At 58.1% G+C, this 20,191-nt stretch carries 22 protein-coding genes and 1 tRNA gene; 13 read left to right on the forward strand and 10 right to left on the reverse strand.

From position 1 onward, the window contains the following. Positions 1–3: 3 nt before the first annotated feature. On the forward strand, positions 4–516 hold the full coding sequence (locus tag AB4Z52_RS11400; RefSeq protein ID WP_442218021.1) for a DUF934 domain-containing protein: 513 nt from the start codon (positions 4–6) through the stop codon (positions 514–516). Positions 517–712: 196 nt separating this feature from the next. After that, positions 713–1,525 carry a ferredoxin--NADP reductase gene (locus AB4Z52_RS11405; RefSeq protein WP_442218022.1) on the forward strand — a complete coding sequence of 271 codons (813 nt, stop codon included), beginning with the start codon at positions 713–715 and terminating at the stop codon, positions 1,523–1,525. 53 nt (positions 1,526–1,578) lie between these two features. Here the strand turns inward: AB4Z52_RS11405 and AB4Z52_RS11410 are convergent, their stop codons facing one another. Then, entirely contained in the window at positions 1,579–2,190 is a 612-nt protein-coding gene (locus AB4Z52_RS11410; RefSeq protein WP_442218023.1) for a GntR family transcriptional regulator, read from the reverse strand. A gap of 96 nt (positions 2,191–2,286) precedes the next feature. Here AB4Z52_RS11410 and AB4Z52_RS11415 point away from each other — a divergent pair, with 96 nt between their 5' ends. After that, complete coding sequence (locus tag AB4Z52_RS11415) at positions 2,287–3,180, forward strand: dihydrodipicolinate synthase family protein (RefSeq protein WP_442218024.1); 894 nt, start codon at positions 2,287–2,289, stop codon at positions 3,178–3,180. Between the two features lie 67 nt (positions 3,181–3,247). Here AB4Z52_RS11415 and AB4Z52_RS11420 read toward each other — a convergent pair whose 3' ends face one another. Beyond that, the gene (locus AB4Z52_RS11420; RefSeq protein ID WP_442218025.1) at positions 3,248–3,502 is read right to left on the reverse strand and encodes a GlsB/YeaQ/YmgE family stress response membrane protein; all 255 of its coding nucleotides are present in this window, start codon (positions 3,500–3,502) and stop codon (positions 3,248–3,250) included. A 79-nt stretch (positions 3,503–3,581) separates the two neighbouring features. Between AB4Z52_RS11420 and AB4Z52_RS11425 the strand changes: the two genes are divergently transcribed. Next, complete coding sequence (locus AB4Z52_RS11425) at positions 3,582–3,950, forward strand: hypothetical protein (RefSeq protein WP_442218026.1); 369 nt, start codon at positions 3,582–3,584, stop codon at positions 3,948–3,950. Positions 3,951–4,447: 497 nt separating this feature from the next. Here AB4Z52_RS11425 and pdxA read toward each other — a convergent pair whose 3' ends face one another. Together pdxA and AB4Z52_RS11435 are read right to left on the reverse strand one after the other, a co-directional pair. Further along, complete coding sequence (pdxA, locus tag AB4Z52_RS11430; RefSeq protein WP_442218027.1) at positions 4,448–5,467, reverse strand: 4-hydroxythreonine-4-phosphate dehydrogenase PdxA; 1,020 nt, start codon at positions 5,465–5,467, stop codon at positions 4,448–4,450. Next, entirely contained in the window at positions 5,467–6,570 is a 1,104-nt protein-coding gene (locus AB4Z52_RS11435; RefSeq protein WP_442218028.1) for a four-carbon acid sugar kinase family protein, read from the reverse strand. Before AB4Z52_RS11435 ends, pdxA begins: the two co-directional genes overlap by 1 nt. A 789-nt stretch (positions 6,571–7,359) precedes the next feature. Between AB4Z52_RS11435 and AB4Z52_RS11440 the strand changes: the two genes are divergently transcribed. Next, on the forward strand, positions 7,360–7,533 hold the full coding sequence (locus AB4Z52_RS11440) for a hypothetical protein (RefSeq protein WP_442218029.1): 174 nt from the start codon (positions 7,360–7,362) through the stop codon (positions 7,531–7,533). Positions 7,534–7,552: 19 nt separating this feature from the next. On the opposite strand, the gene AB4Z52_RS11445 is transcribed toward AB4Z52_RS11440, so the two are convergent. Together AB4Z52_RS11445 and AB4Z52_RS11450 are read right to left on the reverse strand one after the other, a co-directional pair. Beyond that, positions 7,553–7,693, reverse strand: coding sequence for a hypothetical protein (locus tag AB4Z52_RS11445; RefSeq protein WP_442218030.1), 141 nt, complete (start codon positions 7,691–7,693; stop codon positions 7,553–7,555). Positions 7,694–7,839: 146 nt separating this feature from the next. Further along, complete coding sequence (locus tag AB4Z52_RS11450; RefSeq protein WP_442218031.1) at positions 7,840–8,646, reverse strand: glycosyltransferase family 25 protein; 807 nt, start codon at positions 8,644–8,646, stop codon at positions 7,840–7,842. 397 nt (positions 8,647–9,043) lie between these two features. Here AB4Z52_RS11450 and AB4Z52_RS11455 point away from each other — a divergent pair, with 397 nt between their 5' ends. The 5 genes from AB4Z52_RS11455 (at position 9,044) to AB4Z52_RS11475 (ending at position 14,817) form a co-directional block, all read left to right on the forward strand. Continuing rightward, positions 9,044–10,132 (forward strand): hypothetical protein, encoded by a 1,089-nt coding sequence (locus AB4Z52_RS11455; RefSeq protein ID WP_442218032.1) that lies wholly within the window; start codon positions 9,044–9,046, stop codon positions 10,130–10,132. Between the two features lie 351 nt (positions 10,133–10,483). Beyond that, positions 10,484–11,056, forward strand: coding sequence for a PE-PGRS family protein (locus AB4Z52_RS11460; protein WP_442218033.1), 573 nt, complete (start codon positions 10,484–10,486; stop codon positions 11,054–11,056). Between the two features lie 103 nt (positions 11,057–11,159). Continuing rightward, positions 11,160–12,875 carry a type I secretion system permease/ATPase gene (locus AB4Z52_RS11465; RefSeq protein WP_442218034.1) on the forward strand — a complete coding sequence of 572 codons (1,716 nt, stop codon included), beginning with the start codon at positions 11,160–11,162 and terminating at the stop codon, positions 12,873–12,875. Between the two features lie 17 nt (positions 12,876–12,892). Beyond that, positions 12,893–14,335: an HlyD family type I secretion periplasmic adaptor subunit gene (locus AB4Z52_RS11470; RefSeq protein WP_442218035.1), complete on the forward strand. Its 1,443-nt coding sequence runs from the start codon at positions 12,893–12,895 to the stop codon at positions 14,333–14,335. A gap of 203 nt (positions 14,336–14,538) precedes the next feature. After that, positions 14,539–14,817, forward strand: coding sequence for a transposase (locus AB4Z52_RS11475; RefSeq protein WP_442218036.1), 279 nt, complete (start codon positions 14,539–14,541; stop codon positions 14,815–14,817). Between the two features lie 17 nt (positions 14,818–14,834). On the opposite strand, the gene AB4Z52_RS11480 is transcribed toward AB4Z52_RS11475, so the two are convergent. After that, positions 14,835–15,560 (reverse strand): LuxR C-terminal-related transcriptional regulator, encoded by a 726-nt coding sequence (locus tag AB4Z52_RS11480; protein WP_442218089.1) that lies wholly within the window; start codon positions 15,558–15,560, stop codon positions 14,835–14,837. Positions 15,561–16,038: 478 nt separating this feature from the next. Between AB4Z52_RS11480 and AB4Z52_RS11485 the strand changes: the two genes are divergently transcribed. Next, positions 16,039–16,410, forward strand: a complete 372-nt coding sequence (locus AB4Z52_RS11485; protein ID WP_442218037.1) for a COG4315 family predicted lipoprotein — start codon at positions 16,039–16,041, stop codon at positions 16,408–16,410. Between the two features lie 222 nt (positions 16,411–16,632). Beyond that, positions 16,633–16,941: a PsiF family protein gene (locus tag AB4Z52_RS11490; RefSeq protein ID WP_442218038.1), complete on the forward strand. Its 309-nt coding sequence runs from the start codon at positions 16,633–16,635 to the stop codon at positions 16,939–16,941. A gap of 243 nt (positions 16,942–17,184) precedes the next feature. Here the strand turns inward: AB4Z52_RS11490 and AB4Z52_RS11495 are convergent, their stop codons facing one another. Next, on the reverse strand, positions 17,185–17,601 hold the full coding sequence (locus AB4Z52_RS11495) for a GFA family protein (protein WP_442218039.1): 417 nt from the start codon (positions 17,599–17,601) through the stop codon (positions 17,185–17,187). A gap of 192 nt (positions 17,602–17,793) precedes the next feature. Further along, positions 17,794–17,869: transfer RNA gene (locus AB4Z52_RS11500), tRNA-Lys, on the reverse strand. A gap of 228 nt (positions 17,870–18,097) precedes the next feature. Here AB4Z52_RS11500 and AB4Z52_RS11505 point away from each other — a divergent pair. Beyond that, positions 18,098–18,850: a cytochrome c biogenesis CcdA family protein gene (locus AB4Z52_RS11505; RefSeq protein WP_442218040.1), complete on the forward strand. Its 753-nt coding sequence runs from the start codon at positions 18,098–18,100 to the stop codon at positions 18,848–18,850. An 11-nt stretch (positions 18,851–18,861) separates the two neighbouring features. Here AB4Z52_RS11505 and AB4Z52_RS11510 read toward each other — a convergent pair whose 3' ends face one another. Further along, positions 18,862–20,064 (reverse strand): UbiH/UbiF family hydroxylase, encoded by a 1,203-nt coding sequence (locus AB4Z52_RS11510; protein WP_442218041.1) that lies wholly within the window; start codon positions 20,062–20,064, stop codon positions 18,862–18,864. Positions 20,065–20,191 lie beyond the last annotated feature (127 nt).

The raw sequence follows: 20,191 nt of genomic DNA on the forward strand, positions 1-20,191 counted from the left end.
ACGATGACGAAGATCTGGAGAGAGACCGGTTTTGTCGAGAACGATCCCTGGATCGTTGAGACCGAAGAGGTGAAGCCGACCGAGCAGCAAAAGCCGCTGCTTGATCTCGATGCTATGATTGCCAAGGCTGAGGAAAGCAACGATGTCGGGCTCGGCGTGCTGATAAAGCCCGCAGACGATGTCACCAGGCTTGAGCCCTATCTTTCTCGCCTCGAAATCGTCGCTGTTGCCTTTCCGGCCTTTAACGACGGCCGCGCTTTCAGCCATGCGTCGCTACTTCGCCAGCGTCTCGGCTACGCCAACGAGTTGCGTGCGGTCGGCGACGTGTTGATCGACCAGATTCCCTTGATGCTGCGGTGTGGCATCGATAGTTTCTCGGTCACCAACGAGACGGCGCTGAAGCGGCTGGCGGAAAACCGGCTGCCCGGCATTTCGCACCACTATCAGCCGACCGCGCGCCACGCCGAAGCCGGTCCGAGCTATAGCTGGCGCCGGCTATCGACCAGGACGGCCTGATCCAAGGTAGGAGCGCGGTGGCAAATATATCGGCACGTCGCCGATACGCACGATCTAGAATGCAAACTTGAGCTGGAAACGCATATTTCCTGGAACCACCCTTGGCGTGGAACGGAATGCCTTTAAATACCCACGGAAATATAATATCTGCCTTCCAGCACAATAGGCCCCAGACGACGACGGGATCAAAGACAGCATGAACGCCCCCGCAAAGACCGAAGAGTTTGCCTCCATCATCCCGGCTGGCGTTTTTGCCGAGACGGTGTTGAGTGTCACCCACTACACGGATCGGCTGTTCCGCTTCACCATGACGCGGCCACAGGGCTTCCGCTTCCGCTCCGGCGAATTCGCGATGATCGGGCTGATGGTCGAGGGCAAGCCGATCTACCGCGCCTATTCGATCGCAAGCCCCGCCTGGGCCGACGAACTGGAGTTCTTCTCCATCAAGGTGCCGGACGGACCGCTGACCTCGCATCTGCAGGCAATCAAGCCAGGCGACCAGGTTTTGATGCGCAAGAAGCCGACGGGAACGCTGGTGCTCGATGCGCTGACTCCCGGAAAACGGCTCTATATGTTCTCGACCGGAACCGGCGTGGCGCCCTTTGCGAGCCTCATCCGTGATCCGGAAACCTACGAGAAGTTCGACGAGGTCATTCTGACCCACACCTGCCGCGAAGTTGCCGAACTGAAATATGGCTTCGATCTCGTCCACGAGATCCAGCACGACGAGTTGCTGCACGAGATTGTCGGCAGCAAGCTTCGGCACTACCCGACTGTCACCCGCGAACACTACGACTATCGTGGTCGCATCACAGACCTGATGTCCTCCGGCAAGCTCTACACTGATCTCGGCGTTCCAGTGCTCGATCCCGCCATCGACCGCGGCATGATCTGCGGTTCGTCGGCCATGCTCAAGGAAACCAAGGAACTGCTTGAAAGGGCCGGCCTCAACGAAGGCTCCAACAACAAGCCAGGCGAATTCGTCATCGAGCGCGCCTTCGTCGGCTGATCTGTTTGCTGGTTTAGTTTAAGGAGGCGGCCCCATCCTTGGAGCCGCCTTTTTCACGCGCTGAGATAGTCGATCAGCGCTGCCATTGCGGGCGCGGCCTCTTCTGGCTTTCCCTGATGGATCGCGCGGATGACGCGAACATGCAACGAGATCGATCGGTCCATCCTGTCCGGTGAGGCTGTCGAAAACCAGAGCCTGCGCGAATGTGTCTGCACGGGACCAAGCGCTGCGGTGATGAACGCGTTGGGACAAGCCTCTTCGAGGACCTCGTCGAAAGTCTTGTCGGCGATAAAGAAACGCGAGAGGTCGCCCGATATAGCGCATTCCGACATCAGGCGCGCGCATTCGATCAACGCCGCCCGTTGCTCCGCGCTCGCATGCTCTGCCGCCAATGCGGCGGCGAGGGGCTCGAGCTCGCGGCGCACCTGCATGACATGGGCATGATCCTCAGGGCCAATCTCTGCAATCTGCAGGCCGACACGAGGACGAACGGCAATCAGGCCCTGCCAGGCGAGCTTCTGGATGGCCTCGCGAACCGGCGTACGCCCGTGACCGGCGAGCTCTATCAGCTGTTTCTCCGTGACCAGTGCGCCTGGCTTTAGCGCCAGCGTCACAATCAAATGTTCCAGGGCGAGATAGGCGAGGTGGCTTTGCGAATTGTGCATTTTGGCGATTCTGATGAGCTCTGATATATCAGATATTGACATGTCGCATTCGCGATGGCAAGGTGCTGTGATATATCAGATAAAAGGAGCGGTGATATGTGGCGTGGTGTTTTCCCGGCTGTTACGACGAAGTTCACTGAAAGCGGCGACCTCGACTTTGCCGAAATGGAGCGGTGCTTTGGTCTCCAGATCGATGCCGGCGTCGACGGCATGATCGTATGCGGTTCCCTCGGCGAGAACATGACGCTTGAGGCGGACGAGAAAATCGAAATCCTGAAACTGGCGCGCTCGGTCGCGGGCGTCCGCCCCGTGCTGATGACCATCTGCGAAAGCTCGACCAGGCGGGGTGCTGCGGCCGCCAAGGCAGCCGCGAAGGCCGGAGCGGATGGCTTCATGGTCCTGCCCGGAGTGCCGTACAAGTCCGATCCGCGAGAGACCCTGACCCATGTTCAGGCCGTCGCTGCTGCCGGCGGATTGCCGATTATGGTCTACAACAACCCGATCGCCTATGGCGTCGATGTTACCATCGCGATGTTCGAGGAACTGGCGAAGAACGATCTCGTTGTGGCGATGAAGGAATCGACCGACGACATCCGCCGCATCACCGACGTCTTCAACGCCTTCGGCGATCGTTTCGATGTTTTCACGGGCGTTGACAACCTCGCCTTCGAAAGCCTTGTGATGGGTGCGCATGGATGGGTGGCCGGACTGGTGGTTGCCTTCCCGAAGGAGACGGTTGCGATCTATAAGCTGGTCCTGGCCGGTCGTCTGGAAGAGGCGCGGGCGATCTACCGCTGGTTCCGGCCGTTGCTCGACCTCGATGTCTCGACGTTCCTGGTGCAGAACATCAAGCTTGCGGAAGTCTATGCCATCGGCTCGAACGATCGGGTCCGCGGCCCGCGTCTTCCGCTTACCGGCGAAACGCGCATCAAGGTCGCCGCTGTCATCGAAAAGGCGCTCGCCAGCCGCCCGGAATTGCCGAAACTCTAAATAGAAAGAAGGCCGGCTAAGTCGTCGAACTTGTCGGCCTTCGATTGGCGTTGATATTTCAGACAAGCTATCTGCGGATCAACCGTCCGAGTGCAATCAGAATGCAGGCGCCAATAAAGCCCGCAATCAGATAGGCGGTCCAGCCGGTACCAAGGCTGAGATGCAGTGCCCCAAGAATGAAGTTGGCGACAATCGCGCCAACGATGCCGAGAATGATGTTCATGAATATGCCAGTGTTGCTGCGCATAAACATTTCAGCGAGCCAGCCGGCGAGACCGCCGATGATGATGGCCGCGATCCAGCCCACTTGAGCGTCCTGCATTAAAAGTACTCCCCATTCGTCCCAGAGACTGTGCCATAATACACATATCCGTCCCAAAGTTCCATTGTACGGAAAAGAATTGCGCGCTGCTCGATATCACCGTCGATGGCGGAGAGAGGAGTCTCCAACGCTACTTTCGATCGCGCGTGCAGGCTCTCAAATCGGCGAGTTGTTGCTTGAAATGGGCGGTAACCTCATCTGTAGTATCGATAAACCGGTTGTTCTCGACAGCGTGGACGCGAATGCGCCCCTGGCGAAGGCACTCAATGTGCTGGAGCAAGAAACGTTCCTGCGATTTGCACCATTCATCGAGTTCCGGATTCCGCATGCTGCCAGCTTTCTCGTCCACACCTTTTCAAAGATATTAGCGTCGAAGTCGAATATCACCGGCAAATATGCGGATAGTATTCCTTTGTCTAGACTTGGAAAGTTGTATAAAAATCGATAAAATGCAAGATGAGCTACTCGTCTCACGTAAGGTGAAGCTCTCGATTGACGCAATATCGTTGGGTATAACTGGCGTGGTGGTCTGTTTTCACAATGACGGAGCGTCGATCCACCCGAATTGCTGGCGATTACGAAGGCGAATCGGGCAAAAGGGAGTTGGTGAGACCGTCGACGATATGCTCTTTGGGTTCAGGCTCGGTGTCGACGGTCTCTGCGCGCGCATCGCATATCTTCAAGAAAGCGCGCTCGTCGTCAATTGTCCTAGTGTTATCTCTTCGGCTTAGTCTTACCGTGCAGTTCGACATCACCCTTGCTCCTGGGTGCGTTCCGCTGCACCGTCTACAGAGACGGCGTAACGAACGTGACTTTGCGCATCTGCCCGCGCCTTGGAAGGCACTACACCCAGGATCAGCTTGCCACCGAGATTGCCAGGGTCCTAAAATGGTCTCGGTTCCATAGGCGGCTATTTCCTTTATCGAAATGCATTTGCAGCTGATGTCATGAGGCGGCACCTGATAGCCGCTCGGCAAATTCGATCGCCTCGATCAGGCTTTGTTCACTGGCTATGCCCTTGCCGGCTATGTCGAAGGCCGTGCCGTGATCGACCGATGTGCGGATGATCGGCAGTCCGAGAGTGATATTCACGCCGGAGAGCGCCGTCCACTCGCCGGTGGAGGAGTCGACCTCGAAACCAAGCAGTTTGACGGGAATGTGCCCCTGGTCGTGATACATGGCGATGGCGGCGTCATATTGCCCGGCCCTGAGCTTTACAAACACGGTATCTCCCGGGACCGGGCCGACGATATCAAGACCATCCGATACCGCCGCCGCTATGGTCGGCGCCGAGATGTCGATGTCCTGACGACCAAACAAGCCACCTTCGCCGGCATGCGGATTGAGGGCGGCGACGGCGATCTTCGGGCGCGCTATACCGAGCCTGCGGAGCGCCTGCTCCGTAAGATCAATCACCAGGCGGAGCCGCTGCGGCGTCAGCCGGTTTGGAACCTGTTCCAGCGCGACATGCGTCGTGACGTGGCTGACGCGCATGGGTCCGTGGGCAAGCATCATGACAGAGCTTTTTGCTCCGGTCAGATGGGCGAGCAGTTCCGTATGGCCGGCATTATGAAACCCTGCCTTGTTCAAGGCCTCCTTGTTCAACGGTGCGGTCACGATACCGCCAATCTTTCCGTCGAGCGCGAGGCGCACGCCTTTCTCGATCGCCTTGAAAGCCATGCGTCCAGCATCGGCCGAGACAATGCCCGGCGCGATGGGTTCTCCTTCCCGGTCGGCCTGCATGAAGCAAAGGTTTGGCCATGCTCCATCCATATCGACCACTGGGATCGACAGGTCGAAACAGAGTTGCTGATCGGCAAGAGCCAAGGACGGGCCGCTGCCAATGATGACGAGCCGCAGATCCCCACATTCGATCCTGGACCTTAGCCGATAGACAGCCTTCAAGATGATCTCGGGCCCAATACCGGCAGGATCGCCCATCGTGATCGCCAGATGACGCTTCATCAATCCAGTTCCGCTTTCATAAGGCCGTTTTCTATCAACAGGTCGCGCCAGAGATGCCGCTCGCCGAACGCGCCCGATTTCGAAACAACCGCGAGACCGTCCCACAGGCCGCCGCGCATGACGGAACGCGGTACGCCCGGTTCGATTTCTCCGATGACGTCCAATGAAGTTGCGCCGAGGGACATGCATACGGAGCGGAGCGTTTCCCCACCGGCAACGATCAATGTCCCGGGTTTCCGCACGCCGCCGACAATATCATCGAAAGCTGAGGCTATACGCGCTGCAGCTTCCTGTCTTCGCAAATCGGTAGGCAATTCGACATCGACCATCGCAACACCGTTGCCCGCCAGTCGATGAGCGAATGCAACAACGTCGCTTTCGCCGCCAACCGTCATCCAATGCGGTCGGCAAGCTTCGAGCTGCGCTCGCATGGCGGCTTGATCGGAGCCGAAGAACCCCAGGATGGGTTTTTCCAGCGCGCGCCGAGGTGTGAAGTGATGGCCGCGCGCCAGCGCCCTTGCCAAACCGCCGGCGCCGCACCACAGAATGGGACCCCGCGCCTGGGAGGCCAGTGACGCAATTTGCATCAGATCGATTTCCGTCGCCGCATCGAAAATCGTTACTCCGTCCTGTAGGCCGTCGGTAATTCTGCCGGATGTTGCAAATCGTCCCTGGGCGCGCAGGTGGGTCGCCAGATCGCCGCCACCGACGTCGCGCCAGGAGCCGTCTTCGGAACGCGCCCATTGCCGTCCATTCAGAGTATGCCTGCCATGATGCGGAAATGCCGGGGCCATGACGCAGTGGCGCCAATGGCCGAGTGCAAAACATGCGGCAAGTTCGGCGGCCCAGGGTCCGCGCAACAGACTATCGACCTTCTTGAAGGCGATATCCGCACCATTGAGAAAAGGACCAAGTGCCGAAGCGCTGGCCGCTCCTTCCGAGGCAGAGCGTTCCCTGGTTCCGCTGTCGATGGCAAGAGATGTGCCGGTGTCGTCGGATAACCCGTTCCATTTGACAGGGATTGGTCCGCATAGCCCAACGAACTCGGCGGCAGAATCCAGTGCACCGGTCAGATCGTCAGCAACAAGTCGAAGAGATGGCATTTGGGATATTCGCTTTCCGTTCGGCAGCGAATGCCGCAATAGGGACTGGAAAAGACGGCATGGCATTTCACCATGTCGGATCGCACTCTTCGAACTTCGTCCATGCTTGTCAATCTGCGCAGGGCGGGAGGATTGTGTTGGTCGAACAAGTAAACGTCATATAGCCGCCGCTTTGAAATCTGGCGCAAGTATAGCGAGTGTTCGCAGCAAGGCGTCGATGCCTCGCAATGGGACTCGATCCATTTCGAGGCCTGCCTATTGAGCATTTTATCAACAAGGCGCCGTCAAGATTGATCTGGAATTGGTACCGCACTACCCCCGGATGAGCCATTTATGGCCTGAGAACAACTTGGCGCACGAGAGATTGAACGAACCGGATCTGCAGATGTGGCGGAAAATTAATCATTTATTTTAAGGTTAAATGTTTATGACTGCCAGGATAGGTTGACTACCCCATAGGTTGTTTGTATACGAACGATGACTGGCTCGTCAGACCCATTGCCCCATCCATGCCCGGTTGCCAAGCAACGGGATTGCGAGCTGGTCGCCTCCCAGGTCCTACTTCTCGTATCATCGCGCCCGACAAATTCGAACCCTTTATGCGCTTATTGTGGAAAAGCGTCATAGCGGGTGGGGTGAGGTCGCAATAATCTTGGCCCGTCAACTGCCTCGTCGCGCAGAGTGCTCCGGGCGAGGTAACGCGGAACTGCGAAGTCCAGATCCTCATTATTTTCAGCTGCTTGTCGTTCGCCGGATCGGCCCTATCTTTCCCTGAATAGGAGCGAAAATATGAACGACCAAGACAAGCCCCGTCCGAAGAATTCACTGGAGGAACGGCGTGAAAGGGAAGCCGCTGTCTCTGCCGCCGCCCTGAAAATGATACGCGACGAGACGCTAGCCCGCGACACAAAGACAACTCGCCTGCGCGAACTCAGGCTTCAAAGAGAAGCGGGTCGCTCCTGAAGGCAGTGCGGCACGGCGCTCAATGGGGGCCCATATAGGTCAGCGACGCCTGCAGCTTGCCACCCTTGCCTATCTGCGACTTTGCAGATCCGCCGACAAATGCAAGGCTCAACACGGCGCCGACCATGCAGATGACAATGATGAACATGATGATCCTCATCCAACCGTTCCTTCAAAGCGATCCGGCACTGCGCGCGCTGCTTCTCTGATGAACGCCATGCGAAACCTGCCGCTCTGACGCCATCATTAGCACGGACCGTACAGTTTGGCAGCAGGAGGATTTCTGTTCATGCCCGAACGATAGTGTCAGGAAGTGGTCAGACTTCTCTCTGGGACTTTCATTGCAGAGGTCCTTGCGAGGGGTGGCCGAATGAGCACATAGGCCAGCCTTCGAAAGAAATCGATCACTCTGAACAGATGGGCCGGCATCCTGCGCCAGATCGGTAATTTGGCGGCAAGATAAGTCTTTCGAGTTCCGATCATCGTTTTTTGCCGCAGGTGGGTAAAGCCGACCAAATCCGCACGTGTGCTATAGATTGACATGTCGATGTCCCAGCCGCGCTCAACGGCGACGTCCCAGGGCAAAGACATGATCCGCAGTTTCGCTATCATTTTTTGTGCGCCGCTGCGCGTGACCAGATAGCAGGCCGTAGATCCTTGCGGGCCAAAAAAACAGCGGCCAAGAACGTCACCTTCCGTGCTTTGAGCAAGCGCTCTGAAACCTTTCCAACGATGGTTTACCAATTTTATCACGTCAGCATCGGGCGCAGCCTCTTTCGCTGCCGCCGCCCGAGCCAGGAACTCCCTGTCCATGAGCACATCGTCTTCGATGATGACCGCTGCGTCCACACCATCGGCAAGCATGCGTTCAAGCGCCAGCACATGACTGCGATAGCATCCGTATTCGCCAGGCAGAATGTGCCTGCCATGACGCCTGAGGAATAGCCGCTCATCGATATCAACCCATTGCTCGTGGGTAAGGAGAGATCCGTCGATACCTTCGACGCGATTGATTTCTATTGAAAATTCGGCACTCTGCCGCCTTATCTCTGCCAGCCTCTCGCTCGCACGATCAATGTTGATAAGGTAAATCGGTAAAATCTGGGGTGACATAATCGCTCTTAAAAACATTGAGCCTAGTACCGTCTTGGCTGCTGTTCTAGGGGTGAAAGCTTCATTTCTATATGTGTATGTGTCGGCACAGTTGCCAGTGCCAAAAGGACGCCTGGGAACAAGGTCCTGTTACTCCAGTCTGCGCCGGAGATGTCCAGAGGAAGTGAGATTTTCTGCTCCACTTCGACGCAACGCCGGCATACGGCCCGGCCCGAGATTGCTGCAGATCGCACGAGAGCCATGACAGCCAAATGGCTATCCTGCCGTACAAATGGGCGTAGACGAATTGCAGGCTCTTCATTTTGTCGATCTCGCTTCACAATGGGCGATCAATTCTGGCTCGATTCTCCGTAGGTTTGCGGGGCTTGATGCTGAGACCTGAAATGGAGCGAGGGAGATGACGGAAACTCGTCCTTTATCGGAAGACGCGCCTTCTGCGAGCGTCAATCAGAACCTCCTCTCCGGTTCGGCTGCCGGCCATCTGGCATTGGTGCCGACCTGGCTTCCCTTGGATGTCGTGCCTGATGCGGGCTACAATTCAGCCGGCAGCGGTGGAGACGGAGTAGCCTACGGCCTCATCAGCAGCACACCCACAGCTGTCTTCATGCCCTCTAACGCTGCAATGGCTGGCCCGTATTCGGAGGCCGATGCCCATCAGGGCAACGACGCCCTGATCAACCAGCATGCGACCGAAATGGCTGGTATCGGCGGCAACGGCGGGGCCGGAAATCTTGCCATGGGCGGCGGCAGCGGCGGCAATCACGCCGGAGTTGGCGGTAATGGCTTTTTCATTGGCGGTATCGTCAGTACCGATGTCGGCGTGTTTGCCCCGGTGAACACGGCCGTTGCTGCTGGTCCAGGCTCGATTGCCCATGCGGATCAGACGAACAACGCGGCATTCCTGCAAGGTGGAACCCAGATGGGCGGCATCGGCGGCTCGGGTGGCGATCACAACGTTGCGGGCGGCGGCGGAGCTGCAAGTCCTGGAACCGCGATCACCTTTACTGGCGACAACTACGCCGGACACGGCGGCGACGGCCATTTCATCGGCAGCATGGTCGATGTAAACGTTGCCATCTTCTCGCCCATCAATATCGCCATAGGTGCTGCTGGCGGCTCCGCGGAAGCCCATCAGACGAACAACGCCATCTTCGATCAGGGCGGGGTGCAGATCGCCGGCATCGGCGGCAACGGCGGCGGCTTCAACATGTCTTCGGATACGATCTTCACAGGGAACCACGCCGGTGGCGGTGGGGGAGACGGCTATTCGAACGGGGCCCTGGTGGATGTCAATCTTGGATATTATCACCCCATCAACATTGCCGTTCCCGCCGGCGGCACGGCCGATGCTGTGCAGATCGACCATGTGCTGACCGATCAACATACGCTGCAGATGGCTGGGCTCGGCGGTCTTGGCGGTGATGGAAATGTCTCGGGCGCTCACTCCGCGCTGGTCGACGACATCCTTCATTCCCTGCACACATAGGGCGGCCCCTCCAAGATCTTCCTTCCAAAAATTGCATGGTCCTGGACCGGGCGGCCCTGGGAACGCGCGCAGGGGCGACCGTCATCCATCCTCATCGAGCGGTCGGCTGGCCGATGGAGTTTGCCGATCGTGCTCCTGCAACGCCGTGCTGATACACTCTCGCGCACTGCAAAGGACGACATCCACACCCCCATGCATACCCCGCCCAAAGGAGCGTCCCCCGAATATCTAGCTATCTCATGGGCTGGTTCACGAGCACTCTTCCAGGGCGGTTATTTTGCCTGGCTGATGAGATGCTGGGTACCGGGCCGTCGGAGGAACACGGACTGAACTAGGTAGGGGAGTAACGCAATGCCTATTCCGCAAATATCTGACACGATCCATCTCAGCAATCCGGCAGCGGGCGACGCCAATGCCGGCAATGGCGGGGATGGCTACAGCTACGGAGATATCCACTACAATCCGGTTGCATATGTTGCCGACACGCAAGCTGTTGAAGGCGCATCGACCGAAATCCACAACGGTGATCACCTTTCGCAATTGGCCAGTTGGGACGCTGGGGGCGGTGGAGCTGGTGGCTTCTCTCAGGCAAATGGCTTCCTGGCATCCGTGACGAATACGGGCGCTGGCGGCGCTGGTGGAGACGCCACATCCAACGGTAGCCTGGGCTCGTCAAGCGGCGGTGACACCGCAGCCGTTGCAGCGGCTACGACGGCCACCCAATACACCCAGCTCGTTGCCGATCAGCATGCAACCATTCTTGCCGGCGTCGGCGGCAATGGCGGCAGTGGCAACCTCGCACAGGGCGGCGACATCTCAGCGGCTGTGGTCCACACGGATCCCACGACCACGAATATCTCAAATGCCCTCGACCATTTCTCGGTCGACTTCGGCCATATCGATCTCAGCCACATAGGCTCCTGAGTTCAGGCTCCGAAGATCGCCGGTACCCGCCGGCGATCTTCAAATCTTGCATGGTTTGATCAAGCATTTCCCATATCGCTATCGCGAGCACCGAGATTTGATAATGACAACAAGTCTCACACAATCCCCGCTCCCGCCGACGCATTTGGTCGCGGCCCTCAGGGCTTGCTCCGGAGCCTTCGGCTTGGTCTTTCTTTATAGCTGCGGCTACAATCTCTTTCTTCTCGCCCCGTCAATCTATCTCCTGCAGATCTATGACCGCGTCCTGTCGAGCCGCAGTGCCGACACGCTGTTGATGCTGACGCTCATCGTTGCCGTGGCAGTGGTCGTTGGCTCAATGTTGGATATCGTCCGCAGGGCGGCCCTTTCCCGCATTGGCAGCTGGCTGGATCATCGGTTGCGGCCAGTCGTGCTGACTGCGTCGTTCGAATATGCGGCAAGCACCGACAAGGGCGCGGCTGCCGAGTGCTATAGGGACCTTGCAACACTCAGGCAATTTCTGGACTCGCCGGCAAGCTCCCTCCTATTCGACGTTCCCTGGGCGCCGGCATTCCTACTCCTGCTCTTTATGGTCCACCCGTTGCTCGGGGTTATCGGTCTTCTGAGCGCGGTCGCGTTGCTATTGCTCGCGCTCCTGACGGAGCTGGCGACACGCCAACCGCTGGCGCATGCAAATTTTGCCCTTTCTAGGAGCTACCTGCGCTTTGGAATGGCGCTGAAATATATCCAGGTGATCCGTGCTATGGGCATGCAGGACGGTGCCGCGCAGATTGTCTACCGCGAAGCGGAAGTGGCAAGGAAGGCGCAGGATATCGCAATGCATCGGACGGAGATCATTCTAGGATTCTCCAAATCCGTCCGAACACTGACGCAGATCTTGATGATGGGAGCAGCCACGTGGCTGGTGCTGGAGGATAATAGCAGCCCCGGAATCATCTTCGTCGCCAGCTTGTTGATCGGTCGCGGGCTTGCGCCGGTCGAAGGCGCCATAGGCGCCTGGCGTTCATTTGCCTATACACGCAAGGCCTTCAATCGCCTCAATGACATGTTGATCGCCGTCGCCTCGCAAGATGAGGCGAGGATGGTGCCGGTGCCGGAGCGGAGCGGTCTCATTCTCGACAATGTCGGCTACACATTGCCCCTGGCGGATCGCCAGATATTGAAAGGCGTCTCGCTGCGGCTGGCTCCGGGCGATTGCGTAGCGCTCATCGGCCCATCGGGCTCGGGCAAGTCGACGCTCGGCCGGATCATCGCTGGAGTGATGCAGGCGACAAGCGGCTGCGCGCTCCTTGGCGGCGTAGATATATCCGCGTTGCGTCTCTGTGGAGGCACGCGCCACGTCGGCTATCTGCCGCAGGATATCGAACTCTTCGGGGGAGCCATCAAGGATGTCATCGGAAGGCTAGATGGCGCGGACCCCGGCAAGGCAATCGAAGCGGCGAAACTCGTCGGGTTGCACGAGACGATCATGCGGCTGCCGCAGGGCTACGAGACCGATATAGGCGAGGGCGGCGGCCTGCTGCTTCGCGCCCAGCGCCAGCAGCTTGGTCTTGCAAGGGCGGCCTATGGAAGCCCGGCCCTGGTGGTGCTGGACGACCCGAATTCGAGCCTCGACTATGACGGCGAATGCATGTTGTTCAGGGCAATCGAACGCATGAAATCCAGGCAGATGATGGTCGTCATCATTACGCATCGGATGGGCGTTCTACCTGTTACGAACAAGATCGCCATCATGCGAAACGGCACTGTCGCTGCCTTTGGAGACAGCGAGCGGATCTACGAGACTTTTCTTCAAGCACCGTCGCCAACGGGAACATAGGAGGCAAAGACCACGCCATGAGCCTTGTTCCTCTCACTACCCTCCCGGTCAAACTCGGCAGCTCCGCCGGTGTGAAGCAGTGGTTTGCTCAAAGGTCGGACGCAGCCAGGCGATTCCTGACCTATTGGCCGGTGGACGAAACGGTTCGCTCGGGATTGGCTGCGGCCTCACCGATGCCGAGGCTTCGCGGGGTCGCGCGGACAGGCAACCTCCTGATGTGCGTCTTCATCGGCGGTTTCGGCATCTGGTCGATATTTGCGCCGTTGAAGAGCGCGGCGGTAGCATCGGGCCTGGTCGAGCCGGAATTCGGGCGCAAGACCATCCAGCATCTCGAGGGAGGGATTGTCCGGCGGATCCTTGTCAAGAATGGTGACGCCGTAACTTCGGGGCAGATTCTGATCGAACTCGACGACACCAAGTCACGCTCGGAACGCGACAGTTTGCAGGGCCAGCTCTGGGACCTTGAGGGACGGCATGCGCGTATGGTGGCCGAGCAGGAGGGTGCTGATGAGATCACCTATCCTGCGGATATCCAGGCGCTGATACATACCAGTTCGTCGGTGAGAGCCATTCTGATCGGACAACACAGGATATTCGAAACCCGTCGCCAGGTCATGCAGTCCAATATTGAAATCTCACACGAGAGAATGGCGCAGGTTCAGCAGGAAATCATCGGGCTGGGCGCACAGAAGGCGGCATTGGCTGCCAGGGCCGAGATCTCCCGCCAGCAGCTCGAGTCCTCGACTGCATTGGCTGCGAAAGGCGCGGAAAGAAAGACCAGGCTTCAAGATCTCGGTCGCGAAAAGGCCGATCTCGACGGGCAATACGGGGAAGTTGAAGCACAGATTTCCCGCGCCTACCAGGTCATCAACGAAACCCAGGCCTCCCTTGTGAAGCTTCAAAGCGATCGCCTGAACGAAGTGGCGGAGGGCCTGCGCGACGCGGAGGGCCAGATCCTGCAGCTGCGCGAGCGGTTGGCGGCGATCGACGACCAGCTTTCCAGGACCGAGATCCGCGCCCCGGAAGCCGGCGTCATCATGGACCTTCACATTCATACGCTCGGCGGCGTGATTGGCGCAGGCGAGCCGCTGGTCGATCTGGTGCCCAGCGCAGGCCGCCTGATCGTCACTGCGCATGTCCGGCCCGAAGACATTCATCTCGTTCATTCGGGGCTTGCGGCGCAGGTTCATCTCCTCCCGTACAATCAACGCCGGGTCCCGCTTCTCAAGGGCACGGTGGAATACGTCTCAGCCGATCGGTTGGTCGACAAGCAAACCGGCCAATCCTATTATGAGGCAACGATCCGGGTGACGGATGAGCGCTTGGCAAAAATGAGCGATGTCCAGCTGCTCCCCGGCATGCCGGCACAGACACTGATCGAGACAGGCGAGAGCAGCGTTGCGTTCTACGCGGTCAGACCTCTATTCGACAGTTTCCACAGAGCGTTCCGCGAGGACTAGAGCGGCGTTTCCGAACTGTGCGGTTCGGGCACGCCATCGGATTAAGGTATTTGCCACGCATCATTGTCCGTCTTAGTGGATGGGCGCGCGGCAAAAGCAAAACGGGAGCCGATGCCCGGTGCGCGACGCAACTATGGTTTGACGCTTTATTCCTTCCTGCTGTGCTCAAACTTCAGGTTTGAATTCGTCTAGGGAACGCGGTGATGGGCAAACGAAAATTCAACGATGAGGAAATCACCGGCATTCTGAAGGAACATCAGGGTGGCGTGACGGTGGCCGATGTCTGCCATCGACATGGGATCAGCGAGCCGACGTTCTACCGGTGGCAATCCATGCAATTCAGCAATGTCGGCTTCGAAGTCAAAAGGCTCAGGGCTCTCGAGCAGGAGAACCAGAAGCTGAAGAAGCTCCTGGCCGCAGCCATGCTTGCAGCGGCAACGCTTAGCGAGATGCTTGAGAAAACGTCGAACGGCCGTGCTTAGCCGGCGGAGCACTTAGCCTACTGGGCGCTGATATCATGCCCATTGCCATTTGACGGATTATAGCCCAACCGAGCGACCACTTCAGTGCGGTTTTGAACCTGCAATTTGCGCATGATGTGCTGCAGATGCATTTTCACCGTATGCCCCGACAAATTGAGCTTCCCCGCTATGACCTTGTTTGAGCAGCCGCACTGCAGCTCCGCGAGCACATCCGCCTCGCGAGGGGTGAAGTCGGCGATCGACAAGTAATTCGTGCGGGCAGTGATGATCTTCTGGCTCTCGTCTTCGCTTCTTACGGGCTTGATTTGCCGGATGCCGAGTGCATCCATTGGGTGAGGGCAGAATATCCCTCCAGCGAGCACGAGCCGCAAGCCGGCAAGGGCGATTTCGATGGGGAGTGAGGTCGTGAAGAAACCTCGAATGCCTATGTTGAGCGCCTGGGATGCCATCAAGACATCCTCGGTGTTTGAAAGCAGAGCGATAGGTGCTTCCGGAAACCGCTCCTTGATCGCCGAGAGATCGTCGAGCAGGCTGAGGCTTTTCACATTCCTGCCGGCCAGATCAATCGTAATCAACCGTACGTCCATGCCAAGAGCTCTATCGAGACTCTCGATTGAGATCATGTCGATGAAATTCCAACCAAGGAGCTCGTGCTCCAGAAGTCTTACGATGGCCGTACGGGCAAGCGTATGAGGCTCGACAACAATCACAGTCGGAGCATTTCGTCCGGTACGGCGCTTCATTGCTGAAGTGATAGACACGTCCCGTTCCCCCCAGGATTTCTACAATCCGTTTGGAGGCGCATATTATTACCATTCTTGTTTCATGTCATGATAAAATGGGGATTAATCCCACCCATGCGTTGCATACGTAGCCGCATAATTCTCGCGGCTTGACATTTGCTGCCTTTGAAAAGATTGCGCTTTTTTGAATAATTAAGAAAATGTTAACCTCAACCATAGCGAAAGAGGATGAGCGGCTTCCATCATCGCGTTCCAATGCCGCCGGTCCGGTTGATTGGTCGTGAAGACCTCTTGATAGGTTCCTTGGCCTCACCGTAGCATCGATAAATGCGAGACCCGCCAGGTGGTGACGGCATCGCTCCCGACCCTGTTCGATTGTTCGGCATCCGATGGAACCGCTTGTCCGCCGAGGCGTTTTCATAGCTGCTATCGGGCACGGCCGGCATCCCGCCGGCAACCCCGGAATAGGAGAGAAATCATGAGAAAGCTGTTTATGACGATCGGCTTGTTGGCAGCGACAGCCTTGACCGCTGCTGCCGCTGAACCGGCAAAAATGGTCGACACCAAGATGGGCAAGGCCATGGCCACCCAGAAGGGCATGACGCTCTATACGTTCGACAAGGACGACAAGGACAAATCGAATTGCGATACGAGTTGCCTGAAGAAATGGCCGGCTTTCCATGCCGCTGCCAAGGCGAAGGCGGAAGGTAGCTGGACTGTGGTCAAGGCTGCCGACGGCAAGGAAATGTGGGCCTACGAAGGCAAGCCGCTATATACGTTTGCCGGCGATAGGAAAGCCGGTGACATGAATGGCGACGGCGTTGGCGGCGTTTGGCACATGGCCAAATAGTCTCGCCAGAGTGGAAAGGAGGGCGAGGTTTGGTGCGCCCTCCGGTCGATAGCACCATGTTCTATTCGGCATGTGTAGGCATGACGGCGGTAGAGCACCACAGCCAGTCGATGCGAGCGCGCAGCACATATTAGCGAATGATTGCTTTCATTCCGAGAACGGTTCAAGCTCCCACTGTTAGTCGGATATCACGCATCCAACCATCTAGCGGAGGAAATAATCATGCGATTTGTTGCTATGTTCACGGCTTCGGCCATTGCCGCTCTCGTCAGTGCGAGTGCAATGGCGCAAACAGCGACCGCACCTGCGGCCACGACCGCCCCTGCGGCTACGACAACACCGATGGCCACGACGAAACCGATGGCGACCACGAAATCGACCACCGGGGCCATGGCCAAGCCAAAGGCAATGGCGCCCGCGCAGTCAGCCGTGTCGAAAGAATGTTCGGCGCAGGCTGACGCGAAGGGGCTCCATGGAAAGGAACGCTCCAAGTTCCGCAGTGAATGCAAGAAGAAGGGCGGCAAGGTATAAGCCGACAGGAGATAATCGGCGGCGTGGATCGCCTGCGCCGCTGACCTCAACCTGCGAGGATTTCCCTCACTCCCCAGTGTTCGCCGCACCGCAAAGAAAAAGGCCGGGACGCTACCGTTCCGACCTTCCTCGATCTGCCTCAAACACCGCTGCCAGTACATCCGTGGTCAACGCTGGAGACAAATTCAATAGCAATATCATGACACAGAACGGCGCCATTTCAAGTGGAATTGACGTGGTGTTTTAATTGGATTTTTTTGTCACACTGCTTTGCTGGAAGTGTTCGACTGCACCATCGATTTGAACCCAATCATGTTTCGACTGCTCGAAAACCGATCTGACCGGGGCAGGGTATTTGGGGTCCGTCAGCGCGCCGACCGCCACGCCAATCAGTAAGGGCAAGTTGTCGGCGATCCAATAGACCGTTGAACCGCAGTTTGGACAAAAATACGTGTGGACCTTCCCACCGCTCGCTGCATCGCGGGCAAACTCTTTCGCAGTTCCAGAAATTGCGACGGCGTCGACCGGATAAAAGGCACCTACGCCAAATGGCGCACCCGTTCTCCGTTGGCAGGCCAGGCAATGACAGGCGACAACCAACTTTGATGGTCCCAGAAGCGTCAATGTGAGAGCGCCGCAACTGCATCGGGCGTCGGTCATTGGAAAACCTCCTTTTTGTGAAGCGAGATCGTGTTGGGGTTCCAAGCTGAGACCCTGGCGGAATTGACCTGGGTTTCAGCGGTGAGGCCGGACCCGCGGTAGTGTGGGATATGGAAGTTGTCTGCAGCCGTCTTGCCAACGCAGTGCAGGCGGGACTTTATCATCGGCAACTGGCTGAAACGACAAAGCTTGTGGTGAGCGCGTCGGGGTTCGAACCCGAGACCTACTGATTAAAAGTCAGTTGCTCTACCGGCTGAGCTACGCGCTCCCTCGTGCGCGGGTGAAATGCACCCCGGCTGGAAGTGCGCGGAACATATGCAGACACCCCATTCGGGTCAACCCAGAAAATCGCCGAAATGTGGTCGCCATCAGGATTTCTTGGCCATTTCCAGGAATGACCGTCCTGCGAAAAGGTGATTGCCGCGCAAAAAGGTGATTGGCGTTCTAGCCACCCTGAAGATAGGAAGACAGGTCATTGCTTTAGCCGGAGTTCTTCGTGTCCATTGCCGATATCTCGTTCCTGAGTGCCTTGCTGGCGGGCGCGCTCTCCTTCCTTTCGCCTTGCGTATTGCCGCTTGTGCCGCCCTATCTCTGCTACATGGCTGGAATTTCAGTCGAGCAATTCCGTGGCGGCGAGGCGGTAGCGACAACGGGGCCAAACATCCGCGGCGGGGTGTTGTTTTCGGCGGTGTTCTTCACGCTCGGCTTTGCCACGGTCTTTGTCGCGCTCGGAGCCGGCGCGTCGTCGATCGGCCTACTTCTTCGCCAGCATCTCGATCTTCTGGCCAAAATCGGCGGCCTCATCATCATCGCCATGGGCTTGAATTTTCTCGGTGTCTTTCGGCTTGGCATACTCTCCCGCGAGGCTCGTTTTCGAGGCGGCGGCAAGCCGGCGACGCTGACCGGCGCCTATGTCATGGGCCTTGCCTTCGCGTTCGGCTGGACCCCCTGCATCGGCCCTGTTCTCGGCGCGATCCTCGCCGTTGCCGCTACGCGAGAGACGGTCGGGGCAGGCGCAGGGTTGCTTGCCGTCTATTCGCTGGGACTTGCCGTGCCATTCTGGATCGCCGCCGGCTTTTCCGGCGCCTTCATGCGATTTCTCGGCCGGTTCCGCAGGCATCTCGGCATGGTCGAAAAAGTCATGGGCGCGTTCCTCGTCGCAACCGGCCTTGCCTTCATGTTCGGCTTCGTCAGCGATGTGGCAATCTGGTTTCAGCAGAGCTTTCCGATCCTGATGCGGATCGGCTAGGTGAACGGGAGCTACCGGCGCAGCTTTTCGGTGAAGATCGACGGCCTGATCTTGAAGCCGCGGCCTGGTTCGATGCCTTCTCGCATGACGATGTTGCGCAACGGTGGAAGTGCGGAAAGGACGTGCAATCCGGCCGCCCGCAGCATCTGCACCGGCAGGAAATCGGACAACAGCGATCGGTTGAGCAGGTCGACGCTGGCGGTGCGACTGAGGATATCGATGCGGCGCTTGCGATCAAACCTATCGCCGGCGGAGGCTTCGATCGGTTGCTGCGGACGGTCGCCAAGGATGTCGGCCAGGCTGATGATGTCGCGAAGGCTAAGGTTCAGGCCCTGGGCTCCGATCGGCGGAAACACGTGAGCGGCTTCGCCAATCAGCGCCGCGCGGCCTTTGCCGAAGCGCCGGGCCGTCATGCCGGAGAGCTGCCAGACCTGAACGCCCTCTTCGACGGTCACTTTTCCAAGCATGGATTGCATCCGATCCTCAACGAGCCGGCTAAGCTCCTCAAGCGATTTTGCAGCGTTCGCTGTTGCCTCATCCAGCTTCTGCACCCAGACAAGGCTGGAGCGATTTCCGGGCAGGGGAACCTGCGTGAATGGTCCGCTCTCCGTATGAAATTCCGTTGAGACGTTCTGATGCGCCAGGGCATGTGCAAAGTTCAGCACCATTGCCGATTGTGGGTAGGACCAGGTCTTGACGCCGATCCCGGCGCTTTCGCGCACCATGGAATGGCGCCCGTCCGACCCCACGACGAACGTCGATTCGATCGTCTCGCCATTGTCCAGTGCTATGCTCACGCCGCGGTCGCTGATATCGACAGCGGTCGCTACCGCATCGATCCGGGTGATGTTTCCCTCGCTGTGCGTGGCATCATTCAGCGCTGCGATCAGTATGGTATTCGGCATGTTGTAGCCGAACGCCTCAAGGCCGATTTCCGCGGCGCGGAAGGCGACGGTCGGGGCACGCAGCAGCCGCTTTGTGCCATCGATGATCTGCATGGTCGACAGGGCAGATGCGTTTGGGGATATCCTGTCCCAGATGGCTAGACGCTCGAGAAAACGAATGGATTGGTCCATCAGCGCCGTGGTTCGGCCGTCCGGCTTTGACCACGAAGGTGCCACAAGTGCGACATGGCGACCGGCTCGCGCTATCGCGACCGCTGCGATCATGCCCGCCAGCCCACCGCCGACGACGGTCACATCCACCTGTTTCATGCCACTATCCTGTTCTCGTCTCTCTCGAAACTAGTCGCTTCGCCTGTTGAAATCCATGGGATGAAACAGCACAGACGATGAAAATGACGGAAACAGGGATTACCGTGCCGGAGAATTTGTGCTTTTG

This window comes from Rhizobium sp. 2YAF20 (genome assembly GCF_052114685.1).
GTDB lineage: Bacteria > Pseudomonadota > Alphaproteobacteria > Rhizobiales > Rhizobiaceae > Rhizobium.

Coding starts and splice junctions, on each gene's coding strand:
- AB4Z52_RS11405 (WP_442218022.1), top strand. CDS start 713: ATGAACGCCCCCGCAAAGACCGAAGAGTTTGCCTCCATCATCCCGGCT.
- AB4Z52_RS11480 (WP_442218089.1), bottom strand. CDS start 15,560: ATGAAGCGCCGTACCGGACGAAATGCTCCGACTGTGATTGTTGTCGAG.
- AB4Z52_RS11445 (WP_442218030.1), bottom strand. CDS start 7,693: ATGAGGATCATCATGTTCATCATTGTCATCTGCATGGTCGGCGCCGTG.
- AB4Z52_RS11420 (WP_442218025.1), bottom strand. CDS start 3,502: ATGCAGGACGCTCAAGTGGGCTGGATCGCGGCCATCATCATCGGCGGT.
- AB4Z52_RS11460 (WP_442218033.1), top strand. CDS start 10,484: ATGCCTATTCCGCAAATATCTGACACGATCCATCTCAGCAATCCGGCA.
- AB4Z52_RS11400 (WP_442218021.1), top strand. CDS start 4: ATGACGAAGATCTGGAGAGAGACCGGTTTTGTCGAGAACGATCCCTGG.
- AB4Z52_RS11490 (WP_442218038.1), top strand. CDS start 16,633: ATGCGATTTGTTGCTATGTTCACGGCTTCGGCCATTGCCGCTCTCGTC.
- AB4Z52_RS11470 (WP_442218035.1), top strand. CDS start 12,893: ATGAGCCTTGTTCCTCTCACTACCCTCCCGGTCAAACTCGGCAGCTCC.
- AB4Z52_RS11450 (WP_442218031.1), bottom strand. CDS start 8,646: ATGTCACCCCAGATTTTACCGATTTACCTTATCAACATTGATCGTGCG.
- AB4Z52_RS11475 (WP_442218036.1), top strand. CDS start 14,539: ATGGGCAAACGAAAATTCAACGATGAGGAAATCACCGGCATTCTGAAG.
- AB4Z52_RS11510 (WP_442218041.1), bottom strand. CDS start 20,064: ATGAAACAGGTGGATGTGACCGTCGTCGGCGGTGGGCTGGCGGGCATG.
- AB4Z52_RS11485 (WP_442218037.1), top strand. CDS start 16,039: ATGAGAAAGCTGTTTATGACGATCGGCTTGTTGGCAGCGACAGCCTTG.
- AB4Z52_RS11465 (WP_442218034.1), top strand. CDS start 11,160: ATGACAACAAGTCTCACACAATCCCCGCTCCCGCCGACGCATTTGGTC.
- AB4Z52_RS11440 (WP_442218029.1), top strand. CDS start 7,360: ATGAACGACCAAGACAAGCCCCGTCCGAAGAATTCACTGGAGGAACGG.
- AB4Z52_RS11435 (WP_442218028.1), bottom strand. CDS start 6,570: ATGCCATCTCTTCGACTTGTTGCTGACGATCTGACCGGTGCACTGGAT.
- AB4Z52_RS11455 (WP_442218032.1), top strand. CDS start 9,044: ATGACGGAAACTCGTCCTTTATCGGAAGACGCGCCTTCTGCGAGCGTC.
- AB4Z52_RS11415 (WP_442218024.1), top strand. CDS start 2,287: ATGTGGCGTGGTGTTTTCCCGGCTGTTACGACGAAGTTCACTGAAAGC.
- AB4Z52_RS11495 (WP_442218039.1), bottom strand. CDS start 17,601: ATGACCGACGCCCGATGCAGTTGCGGCGCTCTCACATTGACGCTTCTG.
- AB4Z52_RS11410 (WP_442218023.1), bottom strand. CDS start 2,190: ATGCACAATTCGCAAAGCCACCTCGCCTATCTCGCCCTGGAACATTTG.
- pdxA (WP_442218027.1), bottom strand. CDS start 5,467: ATGAAGCGTCATCTGGCGATCACGATGGGCGATCCTGCCGGTATTGGG.